This is a genomic window from Segatella copri (genome assembly GCF_019249795.2).
Taxonomy (GTDB): Bacteria; Bacteroidota; Bacteroidia; order Bacteroidales; family Bacteroidaceae; genus Prevotella; species Prevotella copri_B.
The window spans coordinates 1,523,142-1,537,830 of record NZ_CP156891.1 but is presented as its reverse complement, the minus strand read 5'-3'; the positions used below and the strand labels follow the sequence as shown (position 1 = coordinate 1,537,830).

At 44.3% G+C, this 14,689-nt stretch carries 13 protein-coding genes and 1 pseudogene; 2 read left to right on the top strand and 12 right to left on the bottom strand.

Annotation, left to right across the window (positions count from 1 at the left end):
• Positions 1-43 precede the first annotated feature (43 nt).
• The 3 genes from KUA48_RS06820 to KUA48_RS06810 form a co-directional block, all read right to left on the bottom strand.
• Entirely contained in the window at positions 44-2,836 is a 2,793-nt protein-coding gene (locus KUA48_RS06820) for a zinc-ribbon domain-containing protein (protein WP_218432074.1), read from the bottom strand.
• Positions 2,837-3,573: 737 nt separating this feature from the next.
• Positions 3,574-3,861 carry a type II toxin-antitoxin system YafQ family toxin gene (locus KUA48_RS06815; RefSeq protein WP_218432067.1) on the bottom strand — a complete coding sequence of 96 codons (288 nt, stop codon included), beginning with the start codon at positions 3,859-3,861 and terminating at the stop codon, positions 3,574-3,576.
• The gene (locus tag KUA48_RS06810; RefSeq protein WP_218432065.1) at positions 3,861-4,088 is read right to left on the bottom strand and encodes a hypothetical protein; all 228 of its coding nucleotides are present in this window, start codon (positions 4,086-4,088) and stop codon (positions 3,861-3,863) included. Before KUA48_RS06810 ends, KUA48_RS06815 begins: the two co-directional genes overlap by 1 nt.
• Before the next feature lie 374 nt (positions 4,089-4,462).
• On the opposite strand from KUA48_RS06810, the gene KUA48_RS06805 reads away from it, so the two are divergent.
• Positions 4,463-5,593, top strand: a complete 1,131-nt coding sequence (locus KUA48_RS06805; protein ID WP_218432063.1) for an ATP-binding protein — start codon at positions 4,463-4,465, stop codon at positions 5,591-5,593.
• A 252-nt stretch (positions 5,594-5,845) separates the two neighbouring features.
• Entirely contained in the window at positions 5,846-7,294 is a 1,449-nt protein-coding gene (locus KUA48_RS06800; RefSeq protein ID WP_218432059.1) for an ATP-binding protein, read from the top strand.
• An 83-nt stretch (positions 7,295-7,377) separates the two neighbouring features.
• Here the strand turns inward: KUA48_RS06800 and KUA48_RS06795 are convergent, their stop codons facing one another.
• From KUA48_RS06795 to KUA48_RS06755, 9 genes and pseudogenes are all read right to left on the bottom strand, one after another.
• Positions 7,378-8,406 carry a hypothetical protein gene (locus KUA48_RS06795; protein ID WP_256624405.1) on the bottom strand — a complete coding sequence of 343 codons (1,029 nt, stop codon included), beginning with the start codon at positions 8,404-8,406 and terminating at the stop codon, positions 7,378-7,380.
• 7 nt (positions 8,407-8,413) lie between these two features.
• Positions 8,414-8,911, bottom strand: coding sequence for a hypothetical protein (locus KUA48_RS06790; RefSeq protein WP_218432058.1), 498 nt, complete (start codon positions 8,909-8,911; stop codon positions 8,414-8,416).
• A gap of 69 nt (positions 8,912-8,980) precedes the next feature.
• The gene (locus KUA48_RS06785) at positions 8,981-9,382 is read right to left on the bottom strand and encodes a leucine-rich repeat protein (protein ID WP_218432056.1); all 402 of its coding nucleotides are present in this window, start codon (positions 9,380-9,382) and stop codon (positions 8,981-8,983) included.
• Between the two features lie 227 nt (positions 9,383-9,609).
• The gene (locus KUA48_RS06780; RefSeq protein WP_218432054.1) at positions 9,610-9,831 is read right to left on the bottom strand and encodes a hypothetical protein; all 222 of its coding nucleotides are present in this window, start codon (positions 9,829-9,831) and stop codon (positions 9,610-9,612) included.
• A 12-nt stretch (positions 9,832-9,843) separates the two neighbouring features.
• A complete protein-coding gene (locus KUA48_RS06775) occupies positions 9,844-10,359 on the bottom strand; it encodes a hypothetical protein (RefSeq protein WP_218432052.1) in 516 nt (171 codons plus the stop codon).
• Positions 10,360-10,409: 50 nt separating this feature from the next.
• Positions 10,410-10,787: a hypothetical protein gene (locus KUA48_RS06770; RefSeq protein WP_218432051.1), complete on the bottom strand. Its 378-nt coding sequence runs from the start codon at positions 10,785-10,787 to the stop codon at positions 10,410-10,412.
• 302 nt (positions 10,788-11,089) lie between these two features.
• A pseudogene (locus KUA48_RS06765) lies at positions 11,090-11,200 on the bottom strand (nucleotidyl transferase AbiEii/AbiGii toxin family protein); the annotation flags it as partial.
• A 1,132-nt stretch (positions 11,201-12,332) separates the two neighbouring features.
• Entirely contained in the window at positions 12,333-13,280 is a 948-nt protein-coding gene (cysK, locus tag KUA48_RS06760; protein ID WP_153103230.1) for a cysteine synthase A, read from the bottom strand.
• 31 nt (positions 13,281-13,311) lie between these two features.
• Positions 13,312-14,607 (bottom strand): O-acetylhomoserine aminocarboxypropyltransferase/cysteine synthase family protein, encoded by a 1,296-nt coding sequence (locus KUA48_RS06755; protein WP_153103229.1) that lies wholly within the window; start codon positions 14,605-14,607, stop codon positions 13,312-13,314.
• Positions 14,608-14,689: the final 82 nt, after the last annotated feature.

The window sequence follows — 14,689 nt, the reverse complement described above, 5'->3', positions numbered from 1 at the left end:
ACTTTATATGTTTAGACTTCTTGTTGCATTTTCTGGAGAGGGCTTACCATTGGAAAGGTGCGCCACAGTCTGGACAGTTTGGAGTGCCTGGTGCAATGTGGATGGTGTGTCCACAGTTGTAGCACTGGCATTCTATCAATTCCTGCTGAGGAGCTGCCTGTTGTGGAGCTGCTTGGCTTCCTGCTGTATTTCCACCGAGTCCGCCATTGAAGGCGTTCAGATTGTTGGCGGCAGCAGTGCTTACTTGCGAGATGTTGTTCATAGCCACATCCTGGGTATGATCTACTCGCTCCTGTTGGCGTCGGTTTTCCTCTTCCAGCTGGTTGATGCGCTGTTGCTGCTGGCTTTGCTGGGCGCCGCTGATGCCGGTGGCTGTATCTTTTATCATGCCGGCCATCTTCATCATGGCTTCCATCTGGGCATTGCTGTTCTCATGTTGCATCTGTAGCATCTGCTGCATCATTGCTTCCTTTTCTGCTGCAGTCTGTCGCAGGTTTTCGGCTTCCTTCTCGCCGTTATAGGCGTTTGCCATAGCTACCTGTGCATCTCCGGTGAGGTGGGAGAGTTGTGCGGCACGAATCTGTTCGGCGGTCATATTGGCGAAATGGTTGTCACGATTCATCTGCTCATTGCTCTGAATGGTGGCTACGTTCTCTTCGTGCTGATATTTCTGCTGGTCGAGCTGTGCCTGCATCTGAGCCATCTGCTGCAGCTTGTCCATCTGACGCTGGTGGCGGTTGGCTTCCAACTGGTCATCGTCCATTTTTTCCTGGCGGTTGCGCTCATAGGCAAGGCGGTCGTCTTCCAGTTTCTCGTTGCGTGCCAGGAGGTGGTCTTCCTTATCCAGTTCGCGTTGACGCATCATCTGCTGGAAGTCGTAATCATCCTCCTTCGCCTTGCGGTTGAAGTCGCGGTTGTATTCCTTTTCTTCCAGCATCCACTGGCGTTCACGCTCTTCATCTTCGATGCCCCAGTTGCGGCGGCGTTCCAGATCTTCACGTTCCCAGTCGTGGTCGGTACGGGAATCATCGAGTGCCCATTCTGCCTTGAGACGGGCTGTGTCGATGTTCTGCTGGCTCTGGATGCGCATGATTTCCGTGATTTCCTCACGAGGAATCTTCTTGTGTGCAAGTTCATCTTCGAGCACTTCCATTTCCTCCTGCTTGACCAGACGGTTCTTGCGGAGGTCTTCCAGGGCTTCGAACTCCTCTTCCTGGGTCTTAGCCTGGCGGATGCGCTTCTGACTTTCGAGCATCTGGACGAATTCCTCCAACTCATCATCGTGGAGCAACTGGTCTTTGTTGATGCCCTGGAGGGCATGGCGCAAATCCTCGGCGTTTTGTGCAGAAGAAATCTGCTGGGAGTTGGCCTCAACTTCCATTCGGTTTCGGAACTCTCCGGTGCGGTGCATGAAGTCGAGTTCCTTCTCTGTGTTATAGAGCTGGCGTTCTACCTGACGGAAACGCTCAAAGTCCTGGTTGCTGTCGGTGATATTCAGAACCTGAGTGCATTCTATGCCGAATACCTGTTGGTTGATCGTCTGGCGGATTTTCTCTTTCAGTACATTTACTGTTTCTGCAGTCAGTCCGGCAGACTCGTAGTTCTGGTTGCGGAGTTCCTGGCGCAACAGGGTTTCTATGGTACCATTGAGCAACTGCTGTAATTCTCTAGTTGTTACGCTGTTGCGGTCGGTAAGATAATTGGTGGCGAAGGTATGAATATCGCTGATGCTCATCTGGAGAGATACTCCAATCTGCACATCATGGATGCCCATCGGAATGGTGTATGGCTGAAAGGCAAGTTCGCCATTCTCGTTCATTGCTCCACCAAAGGTGAGGGTGATGAAACGGTTGCTGACGATATAGACCGACAGGATAGGAGCCTGGGTGATGCGGGCTAAGATGCGGGCATAATCCAGTTGGCGCTTCTTGGCTTTTTCTTTCTGTTCACCTTTCTTTTCGCCGAAGATGATGCGACCGAGCCAGTTGAAGCCACGGCCTACTTCTCCTACGATACCGAGCTGGCGGAAGGTAGGCTCAGCCTGGCGCTTGCGGTCTCGTTCACGCTTTTCGGCTTCAGCCATATCTTTCTCAGCCTTTTCTACCGCATTCTTGATAGCAGCCTGCTCTTCTTCTACAGACTTATAAAAGAGGTATGCACCTGCTGAGAGGGTTGAAACCAGCTCACCATTGGCAAAAATGATGGCGGTGCAACCTTCCTGAACGATGATACCTTTCAGTTTTTCTATTTCGTCGAGTTCCCGTTCGCTAATCTTGCGGGCGATTTCTCCTGGTTGGATATTCCAGATGGTTCTGCCTCTTACCACGTCAACACCATCCACAGCTTCCATACTGCGGCGGTCGCGGCTACGTTCAGCTTCTCTTTCGGCTGCAATCTGTGCCTGTTCAGCCTGCTGCTGTGCATTTCTGGCATCACGGATTTCCGACTGGCTTTCAGTAGCTTGCTGGTTAACGGCTCTTCTCTGTTCTTCTGCAATCTGGCGATTGAGTGCACCACCAATCATGGCGTTTGCTACAGAGCGAACGGCATTGGTGAACATACCCTTGCTGGCTTGTGGAGTCTGTAGAGCCTGAGGCATTACTGGGCGCTGAGTCTGCATCGGTTTTGGGGGCATACCTGGTGCTTGAGGTCTCATAGGTTGAGGCTTCATAGGCTGTTGAGGAGCCATAGCTTTCAGTGGTTGAGGACGTTGAGGCTTGCTAACTCCTTGTGGCTGGGTTGGAGCCTGTGGTTGCAAGTCAATAGGTTGTCCACACTTCGTACAGAATTTCATTACCGGTTGCAGCATTGCGCCGCATTTCTTGCAATATGTCATAATGGTTATTGTTTTTAAGATTAAATGACTGGTTATTGTATCAGCGCAATAAATATAGCTATTAGCAGAATCACCCAAAAGAACTTGATGAAGCATCCTATGCATCCAGTGATGCCTTCACCTAAGAGTCCTCCGAGAAATCCCAAAAGCTGTATTCCCCAGCCTAGAATGCCGAGAAGTACAAATATTCCGATTCCTATTAATATGATAAGTAGTATAGTCATATCCCCTATAAGAATAATTTCATTTACTTTATGCAATCGTTAAGAATATCAATTTACGTTGATAACTAACTCATATTTGGGTGCAAAGATATATAAAATAAATGAAACTGAATTGGTTCAAATTGGTTCAAATTTGCCTTGATTTGGATCAATTGGCCAAAAAAATGTATTTTTTTAGTGAAAAATGCCCCCAAAAGGGACTTTTTAGCATTTCTTAAACTTTTGGGAGACGTAGTTGAAGAGGTGTGTCTTTCTCCCGCTGAAGCCTGTTTACCTCTTCCTTTCCCGATTGTACTTCTGAGCTTACACCTTATTATATATAGGGGAATGCTTGCCGCAATTCCCCTCCCTTTTCTCTTATGGAATGTGGAAGCCTACCCCCCCCTTAATGTCCGTTTTCATAACTGATACTGCCCCCATGAGATAGGAGACTTGTCTAGTCCTAAATGGAGTTTCAGGAAACATAAATCCCCTATCTGCAAACTTCAACAGGTTGGGGATTTATGTTTTATATTATCTTCTTGTTTTACTAAAAACGTCGGAATGTGTGTCTGTAGTAAGCATGAGGAGTGTTAACTCCTCATCATTCTGTTCCCATACCAGCAGCCAGTCTGGATTTATATGAGCCTCCCATTCGCCTTCGTGGTTTCCGTGAAGAATATGTGGCTTGTATTCTTTTGGCAGGCATCCTTTTTCTGCCAGAATGGCTATGGCTTTTCGTAGGTCTTCTATGGGATAGCCGCGCTTTTTGCAAAGCTTTAAAGCTTTGTCAAATCTCTTAGTAGTATCAAGTTTATACATTATTCTCCTAAAATAGTATCAAACATTTCATCAACAGAATTCCAATGGGTAACTCTGCCTTTCTCCTTGTCTTCTTCGGCAAGTTCAAGATCTGTTTTCTTTGGTTTCATGACAGAAATAGAACTAACGCCATTCAGCATTTTGATAGCGTTCTTCAATTTTGTCAGCATTGCTGGATCTGATACTGTTACCAACAATTGAGGCTCGTTTATTGCTAATGTATTCATACTTACTCCTTTTTAAAAACATTCATCAATTTACAGCAGCAAAAATACGTTTTTTTCTCTAAACTACCAAGTAAATTAAAAGATTTTTTTTATTTTGGTATAGAGTACCCGTTTTTATGTGCTAACTTCATGGATTTACAGTCTCTTGGAGATATGATGGATAGAATGTCCGTTTTCAAAACTGATATTGCCCCCATGAGATAGGGGGAGAAGGTCGGTGAAAAACGTTGAAATAACGCTCTAATCCCAAAATTTACTATGTTTTTTTGGATTGTAATCCCAAAAATAGGTATAAATTTTGGGATTACGATTATTTTTCCTTATCTTTGCATCCGAAAGAAAGAAGGATTCATAACTTAAAAGAAAGGATATTTATGATACGTCGTCAAATACAAGATACAATTGAAGCCCGGATATTTTCCGGGAAGGCTATCATCGTGATTGGAGCCAGACAAGTGGGTAAGAGCACGCTGTTTAAAATGGTGCTCGAGAATCGTGATGAACCTACTCTTATGTTGAATTGCGATGAACCAGAAGTAAGAGAGTTGCTGGCAAAGGCAAATTCTTCTGAGTTGCGTCTGCTTATAGGCAACAATCTTATTGTTGTGATAGACGAGGCTCAACGGGTAGAGAATATCGGGATGGTTTTGAAACGAATCACGGATAATTTCCCAGATGTACAACTCTTGGTGACAGGTTTCTCCTCTTTTGAATTGCAGAATAAGCTCAACGAACCTTTGACAGGACGCAAGTTTGAGTACCATCTTTTCCCTTTTTCTACAGGAGAACTGATGAAGGCTCATGGACTGCTTAGTGTAAAACAAACATTAGAGAATCGGCTTATTTATGGTTCTTATCCAGATATCATGAATCATGAGACGGATGCAAAGGAGTTGCTGTATAATTTGTCTAACAGTTATCTGTATAAGGACTTGTTGAATTTAGAAAGTGTTCGGCGCCCAGCCCTGTTGTCCAAGCTGCTTACTGCCTTGGCACTGCAGGTTACAAGTGAAGTTTCATATAATGAGTTGGCGCAAACCGTAGGAACAGATAATAAAACGGTAGAGAAGTACATTGATTTGCTCGAAAAGTGTTATATCATATTCAAGTTGAATGGCTTTAGTCGCAACTTACGTACGGAGTTGAAACGTGCTAAGAAATTCTACTTTTATGATAATGGAATACGTAATGCTATTTTGCAAAACTTTGCACCTCTTGCTCTCCGGCAGGATGTGGGGGCTTTGTGGGAAAACTTCTTCATTAGTGAGCGAATGAAGGTCAATCAAAATGCTGGACGATATGTAAACAGCTATTTTTGGCGTACCAGTCAGCAGCAGGAGATTGATTATCTGGAGGAGTGTGATGGTCAGTTTTCCCTGTTTGAAATGAAGTGGAATCCTAAGCGTGCCAATACAAAGTTCCCGGCCTCTTTCCTTTCTGCTTATCAGGTGAAAGATAAGTGCATCGTTACGCCTGAAAATTGGATAGATTGGGTTATAGAGTGATAATGCTCCCCCTTTAATGTCCGTTTTCAAAACTGATACTGTCCCCATGAGATAGGGGGGAGGGGATGTATTTGCGATAGTACCGCCCTAACTATATAAAAATAGGTAGTTAGGGCGGTGTTATCGTTTATAGGTTCGCCCTAACTATGTTAAAAAAGATAGTTAGGGCGGTACTATCCTTGCAGATTTCATTTTTTTTGTTTATCTTTGCACCGATAAAATTTAGTATAAATGAAATAAAATCAGAAAGTTATGGATGCAAACGGAATAATAGGACGTGAATATGAGCAGAAACTCATTCTGGAACGTTGTAAAAGCAACAAGGCAGAACTGATAGCTATCTATGGTCGTAGGCGCGTAGGAAAGACTTTTCTGGTTCGAAAAATATTCAACGACCAGTTTGCCTTTTCCTTTATTGGTATGTATGAAGTGAGCCGTGCGGTACAGCTGGAGCAGTTTCGGATGGCGTTGGCGCAGTATGCTAAGCAGACCGTGCCCAAGCTGAAAACCTGGTTTGAGGCTTTTGCTGCTTTGCGTGAATATCTGTCGGGCTTATCTCTGCAGGAACCGATTGTTCTGTTCTTTGATGAGTTGCCTTGGATGGATACGCCCAAAAGCAATTTTATCGCAGCTTTCAGTTATTTCTGGAATTCATGGGCTTCTATGGTCCCTCAACTGAAACTTATCGTCTGTGGTTCTTCCACCACGTGGATGTTGGCTAAGTTTATAGGCGATAAGGGCGGATTGTATGGTCGCGTTACCCGGCAGATCTATCTGGCTCCATTCTCTCTGGGCGAGACAGAGCTGTTCTTAAACGAATTGAAAGGCCTTGCTCTTACCCGCCAGCAGGTATTGGATGTGTATATGATATTGGGTGGTATTCCTTATTATCTTGATATGCTGGAGCGTGGTGTGCCGTTAGATGTGTGCATCGACAGACTGTTTTTCTCGCAGGATTCGCCATTACGTGGAGAATTCGATTTCCTCTTCCGTTCCCTCTTTAATGACTCCAAGCATTATCGCAAGATAGTAGAGGTGCTTTCTGAAAAAATGAAGGGGATGACCCGTAAGGAATTGATGGATGAGTTGAAACTGAAAGGCGGTGGACAGTTATCAGAAATCCTGGAGAATCTGAAGAAATGCGATTTTATCAGGAAATATGCTACCATAGGAAAGAGTGAAAGGGATGCCCTATATCAGTTAACTGACTTATACTCATTGTTCTATACCCGTTTTGTGGCAAATAACAGTGGGCAGGATAAGAACTTCTGGAGTAACATGCGCAATTCGGGAAATAGAACAGCCTGGAGCGGTTATGCTTTCGAACAGGTATGCCTACATCATATCCCACAGATCAAGAAGGCATTGGGTATTTCTGGTGTTTTGGCGAATGTTTATTCCTGGTCCTGCCGTCCTTTTGTAGATTCTACTGGTGCAGAATGGCGAGGAGGTCAGATTGATATGCTGATAGACCGTGCTGATGGAGCTATCAATATCTGTGAGATGAAATATGCCAAGGATGAGTTTGTGATAGATGCCAGCTATGAGCAGCGGCTGCGTGACAGGATGTCTTCCTTCTCTGTGGCGACCAAGACGAAGAAGGCATTGCTGCATACTTTCATCACGACTTATGGGGTGAAGCAGAATATGCATAGTGGATTGGTGAATAGTGAGGTAAGGATGAATGATCTCTTTGGATAAATGGTATTTTAATGTCCGTTTTCAAAACTGATACTGCCCCCATGAGATAGGGGGCAGGTCGGTGAAAAACGTTGAAAAATCGCCTAGAACCATCTCTTCTTCATTTTCTTTAAGAAATTCTTGGTGATAGGGAAGCCGGAGGCATCACCTATTACGGAGTCGGTATGGCAGAAGGGACATTCGGCTGTAGGCGGCTCATCAGGAAGGTAATCCGTGATTTCGGATGGCGAGAAGATTTCGCCGCAGAAGAAACAGCCGCACTTTTCTGACTTCTCTATCTGTTCCTTGTTGCTGAAGCTGCAATCGTGAGCCTGGCGGAAGATCCTGTCTTTCTCCTCCTCTTCTTTCTGCTTTTTCTCAGCCTTTTCCAAATACCCCTTGAATCGTCTCTGAAGATAGAGCGGCACATGATAGTGAGGGGCGAAGACATACAGCGACGGAACGTGGTCGTGGTATTCGTAGCCGGGACCATCTATCACGGTATAGCTGTCATCCGTTTCATCGTATGGCAGTTCATCCAATCCCCTTTTATCCTTGGCAGCCTGGTTTCTCTCCCAGATCCATTCGGTGGTAAGCGGAGTTCCGACAACGATGGCAAGTTTCACCTCATCGCCACGATATACTTCCACGATGTCACCTTTCTGGAATCTAATCTGTTCTGCGTTTCTGCCTCGGAAGGTCTCGTCAGGATGACGGTTGTATGCAGGCAAATCGCAGACTCCGGGATAGTAAATGCTGAAACGCGAACAGCAGTAAGACTGGTCGATCAGTTTTCCTTCCCCATCATACATCCTTTCCGAAAGACATTCGCGGTCGTAGTGCAACAGTCCCATTGGAATCTCCGAGATATAATAGCAGAAGGTATCCAGCGGATAGTCGTCTTCCTCCTTCATCTTCTTGCGGTAAAGGACATCCTGGTGCATCAGTCTCTCTGCCTCCTCCAAAGTTGTGGTGAAGGCTTGCGGACAATAGGTGTTCACCTTATATTTCGGATAATGTGAACGCTTTTTCTCCTCCAGCTCTTCTGTTTCTAATACTTCGAGCTTGAAGATGGCAGGAACATCCCGATGCTGTGGATGTTCAGCCAATTGCTTGAATTCTTCGTATGTCATGGGATGGTTATCTTAAGAAGTGAAGGTCAATCTTGGGTCTAAGTTCAGGTATTCTGATGCCTTCAGAGTCTTTGCCTTCTTGATTGTTAAGATTCCTTTTGCTGATAGTTTTATGAATTTTCAGTTTTCTCATGTCCGACTTGCCGTTAGCTTTATGGTTACACCAAGGCTTGGGATATGCATGTCTTTTTTTGTATCTCGTGCCATCGCAGTTCTGGATAAAGATTTCCAATACTAATCCACCCATTTGACAATCATGCGGAATGTTGACGGCACGGCGCAGAATGTCGCTTTCATAGAAGATGCTGCCATCCTTCTTGCAGAGCAGCATATCCACATGGTCTGGCATTTCCATGTCAGAGCCAGGCTCAGAGACCTGCGGATTGAAATCTGCAAACTCCTTTTTGACATACTCATTGATAATGTTGGACAGTTTTTCCACATCGATACCTGCGTAATGCTCGTAGTTATAACTGATAGTGCATAAAGACATTTTTGCTGCCATATTATTCCCTTTCCTTTGTTTGTTAAAGTGATATTTCAATACTCATCTCGAAGTTTTCGGGCTTGATTTTCATGATGTCTTCCACCGTGAAGATGGAGAGATAGTTGAAATAATGGCTGAAAGCCCAGTTGAGCGAAACATGATATTTCTCCCAAATTTCATTCCAGAGTTGTCCGATGCTATTTTCTCTAAATTTATACAAGACTTGAAAGCATTTCCCTCTATTTTTGTAATCCCTTTTGGGAATTTTAATTCTTTCAGTGAAGTGCAAACTCCAAATGCATTGTTGCCAATTACTGACAGTCTGTTACATTCTGAAAGATTGACATTTTTCAAATCGAAGCATCCAAAGAATGCTCTTTCTTGAATGTCTATGATACTTGAGGGAAGTTTTGCTTCGTCCCTATGAATATACTTAGAAGCGTTTTCTCTATCTATGATGGTGGTAGTTTTAAAAATATTTATTTTCATATAACCTCAGTTTAAAAGATTAAACATATTAAGACGAATGCAACAAGGATGATCCAAAAGAATTTACAGAAGCATCCGATGCACCCTGTGATGCCTTCACCTAGGAAAGAGGCGATAAATCCCAAGGCTTGCACACCCCAGCCAATTAAGCCAAGGATGACAAAAGCAATAACCAATATGCCTATGATTCCCAGTATAGCCATCATGTCTTTTATGCTGTTATATCGTTATTTCTTGGTTACGGTTCCGCTATGCGAGCGAACATAAGTACCCATGGAGGTACTCATGATGATGTCGCTCCCCTTGGTGATGATGTCGAAAATCTCGGCGCCATTGCATCCACAGCAGAAACTCCAACTATTGCTACCCATCGTGGCTCTTTGAAGCTCGGTAGGCTTGTCTGGATTAATGCGGTAAATAAAATTACCTTCTTTTACAGTTGTTGCCATAATATAGTGTATTTAAAATCTAAGTTCTGAGGTCACTTTTGCCTTTCGGATTCTTTCAAGAGTGGTGTAGGTCTGGCCTTGTGTGAAGGCTATACGTCTTCCTGTCTTTCCGAAAGAATCATTTTGAATGGCAGGTGAGAATTCTTCTATTTTCTTGAGCTTGAAGAATGTTCGTTTCTCCGGTTTGTATAGAGGTTCCTTTTTAGCAAAGTACTCTTCTGGAACATATTCTTTTAACTCTCTGATATCTACATTTTCTAGCTTTTTTTCAATTTCAAAGAGATATTGGATTTTTTGTGCGTAATAGAATGCTAAGTATTTGGCATTCTTGAAGCTTCTGCCGCCTTGACATGCATAGAAATTATATTCCAAAGCAATAGGCTCACCCCATCTTCCGCCTACTATGATGACGCGGTTTTCGTGATCATCATATAAACCTAATGAGGTAATAAGAAGCTCAAACTGTTCTATGAGATAGCTGAGGACCGGATTTGGAACATCTTGCTGATAATCATTGAGGATATTCATCAGGGTGGTCCAATTCGTCCAAATTATCTCTTGGGGAAGAATTCTGGTCGTTAGTCGTGTGTAGTGATATAGATGAGTTTATTGCGTTCATCTCTGTCTTCGACAATCAACTTCTTGTGATTTTCTAGTTGGGTTAGATTGATGACATCAAACAGTTTGCTTTCAATATAAATGTTGAAAGCATAGTTGCAAGAGATTAAACCATCTGGTATACTATGGATGTCTGTGTCGTCAATATGACTTTGGGTTTCAATCTTTAATGTTTTTTCTGGCAGTCCATTTCCTTCATCAATTCGCTGAAGAATTTCATCTAACAAACTGCCTCCCCCACAATCTGTTTCTAAGATTTTGAGGAGTGCCGATGTTACTTGATTCTCTTTCTGAGAATAAGCTCCAAAGACTGATTGTTCTGTGATATTCTTACTCATTTACTTTTTAGATTATGATTTTTTAATGTTTGTCGTGTTTATCTCAACGGCATTGCAAATATAGTCATTTTTGTGGAGAATTTCAAGCGGAAACGAAAGTTTTAGTATTCTTTAAACTTTGACGATTGGTTCAATTTGGTTTAAGTTCATTCTTCCCGAGCTTACACCTTATTATATAAGGGAAACGGTTGTTGCAAATGAACTCTTTTTTCTCTCATAAAATAAGGAATCCTACCCCCCCCTTAATGTTCGTTTTTAAAACTGATACTGCCCACATGTGATAGGGGAGGAAGATACCTTAGCTATTCAATGTTTATCATTTTTGCCAATTGCAGAAAGTATTTGTTGGACCAGATAGTCATATCTTTTGGATTCTTTATAAACGGCATCACATCTGCTTTTACCTGTTTGATATGTTGTAAGAGTTTTAATATTGTGCGTATGGATGTTGCCTTTTTTCCTATATTTGCATAATCTTCGAATATCTTGTGATTGAGCTGGTAGAATCTGTCCATATCAAATTTTAGATTTTCTTCCAGAAACTCTAATGCTTCCTTCTTGTATCTCAGTTTGATACCTGGCAGGTTGGCTATCAAATCATATCAAAGCGGTCTTTGCCATGGCTGTGCGGGATGGGACCGCCTGGGGATAGCTTGCTATGGGGACGCCTTACTATAGCTTGCTGATTGGAACCGCTGAGTATCTCTGAATCACAATGCAAAGATACGAAATCGGTGAGGAGGCAACTCACAGTTGCTCATACTTGCTCACAGTTGCTCATACTTTTTCATAGATTCTCTTTGCTCTGGTGTTTGTAAGCCCTTTTACATGCCTTGCTTGGTATCACTTCTAAATACCTGGCTTGTTTGATTTTTAAGGGCTTTATGATTGGATTGCGGTTCGTAAGCCAGGGGATTACGGGGCGTAAGTCCCTGACTTTTGTGTCGTAAGTGCCTGACTTTTGCACCGTAAGTCTTTGACTTTTGATTCGGAAGTAACCTGCTTCTGGATGACAGGGTGACACTTATGACAGTGATTTCTGAAGATTTACTCTCGCGCGGGCAGGCAGGAAAAATCAAGCCGAAAGTTCCTGCCTGCCCGCGTGCGAGGCGAAAAGTTGAAAAACTAGTGTCATCGTGTCACCGTGAACAGAGCAGAAGATGTTTGGTATCGCTCTTTGGCTTCAGACACAAATCCCCCCTGTCTCCGCCTCCGTTAGCTTTCGGAAGTAGAGATCCACAAATTACTGTTTTTGTCGTGGCGCCTCCAAAGTGGTAATCTTTTGCAAAGATAGGAAAAATAAAATAAATGAGAGTTCCCACTATGGGAACTCGTAATGATATTTATTGATTTTTAGAATCTTTTAAATGATAAATGCTAGAATTTATACTCGATTCTCGCAAGTTGTAGAAGGAATTGGGGTGGTATCGCATTTGCAAATATATATGAAGTTCCGAAAAATGAAAATCCCCAACCTGCTATGGGAAAGCTGGTTGGGGAAATTATGATAGATTTTGCTTCCATCAGAAAATATCCGATTGTGAATTACAATGGATACTCCTCGAAAGCGTAGAGTACAGTGCTCAAATAACGCTCGCCGGTATCTGGCAAGAGGGCTACAATCTTCTTGCCCTTATTCTCAGGACGCTTCGCAATCTCGGTGGCTGCAAAGGCGGCGGCACCTGATGAGATTCCTACCAGCAGACCCTCGGTCTGAGCCAGGTCACGACCTGCCTTGATAGCATCATCGTTCTGAATATCCAATACCTCATCGATATATTCTGAAGAGTAAGTCTCTGGAATGAAACCGGCACCGATGCCCTGAATCTTGTGAGGACCGCTCTGTCCGCCGTTCAATACAGGCGATGTGACAGGCTCTACGGCAATCACCTTCACGTTAGGATTCTGCTCTTTCAGGTACTTGGCGATACCTGAAATGGTTCCGCCTGTTCCTACACCGGCTACGAAGATATCAATCTCGCCATCGGTATCTGCCCAGATTTCTGGTCCAGTTGTGGCATAGTGCTTGGTAGGATTGGCTGGGTTGGTAAACTGTCCCAGAATCACAGAGCCTGGGATGGAATCGCGGAGCTCCTCGGCAGCCTTGATGGCACCAGGCATTCCGTCCTTACCGCTGGTCAATCTCACTTCTGCGCCGTAAGCCTTCACCAGGTTTCTGCGCTCCACACTCATGGTTTCTGGCATGGTGAGGATGAGGTGATAGCCCTTTACGGCTGATACCAGAGCCAAACCTACACCCGTATTACCGCTGGTTGGTTCAATGATGGTGGCACCTGGTTTCAGAATACCCTTCTGCTCGGCGTCTTCGATCATCGCAAGTGCGATACGATCCTTTACGCTTCCGCCAGGATTGAAGAATTCTACCTTGGCAATCACAGGAGTCTCCAAACCCTTGGATGCTGAATACTTACCCAATTCTACCAATGGGGTCTTACCGATTAAATCAGTAATCTGCTTATATATCTTTGCCATAACTGTACTCTAATTTAAATCATTAATATTTTTACTTTACGTAAGTAAATGCTTCATCGAGTGCCTCAATCAGGTCGTCGATGTTCTCGATACCGATGCTCAATCGAACGGTAGAAGGATAGATGTGCTGCTCCTCCAACTCCTCTGGGCTCAACTGAGAGTGGGTGGTTGTTGCTGGGTGGATAACCAGTGACTTCACGTCGGCTACGTTAGCCAGCAAAGAGAAGATGCGCAGGTGGTCGATGAACTCCCATGCCTCTTTCTCGCCGCCCTTGATATCGAAGGTGAAGATAGAACCACCGCCGTTAGGGAAGAGCTTCTTGTAAAGTTCATGATCTGGATGAGAAGGAACGGCTGGGTGATTAACCTTAGCCACCTTAGGATTGTTCTCCAGATACTCTACCACCTTCAATGCATTCTGAACGTGACGCTCTACACGGAGGCTCAATGTCTCCAAGCCCTGAAGAAGAATCCAGGCATTGAATGGAGAGATGGTTGCACCGGTATCACGAAGGATGACCGCACGGATTCGGGTTACGAAGGCTGCTGCTCCGGCTACATCTGCGAATACGGCACCATGATAAGATGGGTCTGGCTTAGCGAGAGTAGGGAACTTGTCGGCATTTGCCTTCCAGTCGAACTTACCGCCATCTACGATGACACCACCGAGAGATGAACCATGACCGCCGATGAACTTGGTTGCTGAGTGAACCACGATATCTGCTCCGTGCTCGATAGGACGGATGAGGTATGGGGTGCCGAAGGTGTTGTCGATAATCAATGGGATGTTGTGGCGATGAGCAATCTCTGCCAACTTATCGATATCGGTTACATCAGAGTTCGGATTTCCGAAGGTCTCTGCATAGAGTGCCTTGGTATTGTCCTGAATGGCAGTCTCTACTTGCTCGAAGTTGCGAGGATCCACGATGGTGTAGCTGACACCCTGTGTGGATAATGTATGAGTGATGAGATTATAAGTACCACCGTAGATATTGTCGGCAGCTACGATGTGGTCGCCGTTCTGAAGGATGTTCTGCAGAGCGTAGGTAACTGCTGCAGCACCAGAAGCGACAGCCAAACCTGCTACACCACCCTCGAGGGCAGCTACACGGTCTTCGAATACACCCTGAGTAGAGTTGGTCAAGCGACCATAGATGTTACCTGCGTCACGGAGTCCGAATCTATCGGCAGCGTGCAGAGAGTTGCGGAATACATAACTTGTGGTCTGGTAGATAGGCACCGCACGAGCGTCGGTAGCTGGATCTGGATTTTCCTGACCTACATGCAACTGAAGTGTCTCAAAGCGAAGTTTCTTTTCTGTACTCATAATCTATGTCCTTTCTTTAATTTTACGTTAATATTCAATCTTATTCATTTATATAAATCTGTCGCCCAGTTATCCAGTCATG

Bases quoted from the DNA above. Each gene is read 5' to 3' on its own strand.
- KUA48_RS06805 (WP_218432063.1), top strand. From the start codon at position 4,463: ATGATACGTCGTCAAATACAAGATACAATTGAAGCCCGGATATTTTCC.
- KUA48_RS06790 (WP_218432058.1), bottom strand. From the start codon at position 8,911: ATGGCAGCAAAAATGTCTTTATGCACTATCAGTTATAACTACGAGCAT.
- KUA48_RS06800 (WP_218432059.1), top strand. From the start codon at position 5,846: ATGGATGCAAACGGAATAATAGGACGTGAATATGAGCAGAAACTCATT.
- KUA48_RS06770 (WP_218432051.1), bottom strand. From the start codon at position 10,787: ATGAGTAAGAATATCACAGAACAATCAGTCTTTGGAGCTTATTCTCAG.
- KUA48_RS06810 (WP_218432065.1), bottom strand. From the start codon at position 4,088: ATGAATACATTAGCAATAAACGAGCCTCAATTGTTGGTAACAGTATCA.
- KUA48_RS06775 (WP_218432052.1), bottom strand. From the start codon at position 10,359: ATGAATATCCTCAATGATTATCAGCAAGATGTTCCAAATCCGGTCCTC.
- KUA48_RS06820 (WP_218432074.1), bottom strand. From the start codon at position 2,836: ATGACATATTGCAAGAAATGCGGCGCAATGCTGCAACCGGTAATGAAA.
- KUA48_RS06795 (WP_256624405.1), bottom strand. From the start codon at position 8,406: ATGACATACGAAGAATTCAAGCAATTGGCTGAACATCCACAGCATCGG.
- KUA48_RS06815 (WP_218432067.1), bottom strand. From the start codon at position 3,861: ATGTATAAACTTGATACTACTAAGAGATTTGACAAAGCTTTAAAGCTT.
- KUA48_RS06785 (WP_218432056.1), bottom strand. From the start codon at position 9,382: ATGAAAATAAATATTTTTAAAACTACCACCATCATAGATAGAGAAAAC.
- cysK (WP_153103230.1), bottom strand. From the start codon at position 13,280: ATGGCAAAGATATATAAGCAGATTACTGATTTAATCGGTAAGACCCCA.
- KUA48_RS06755 (WP_153103229.1), bottom strand. From the start codon at position 14,607: ATGAGTACAGAAAAGAAACTTCGCTTTGAGACACTTCAGTTGCATGTA.
- KUA48_RS06780 (WP_218432054.1), bottom strand. From the start codon at position 9,831: ATGGCAACAACTGTAAAAGAAGGTAATTTTATTTACCGCATTAATCCA.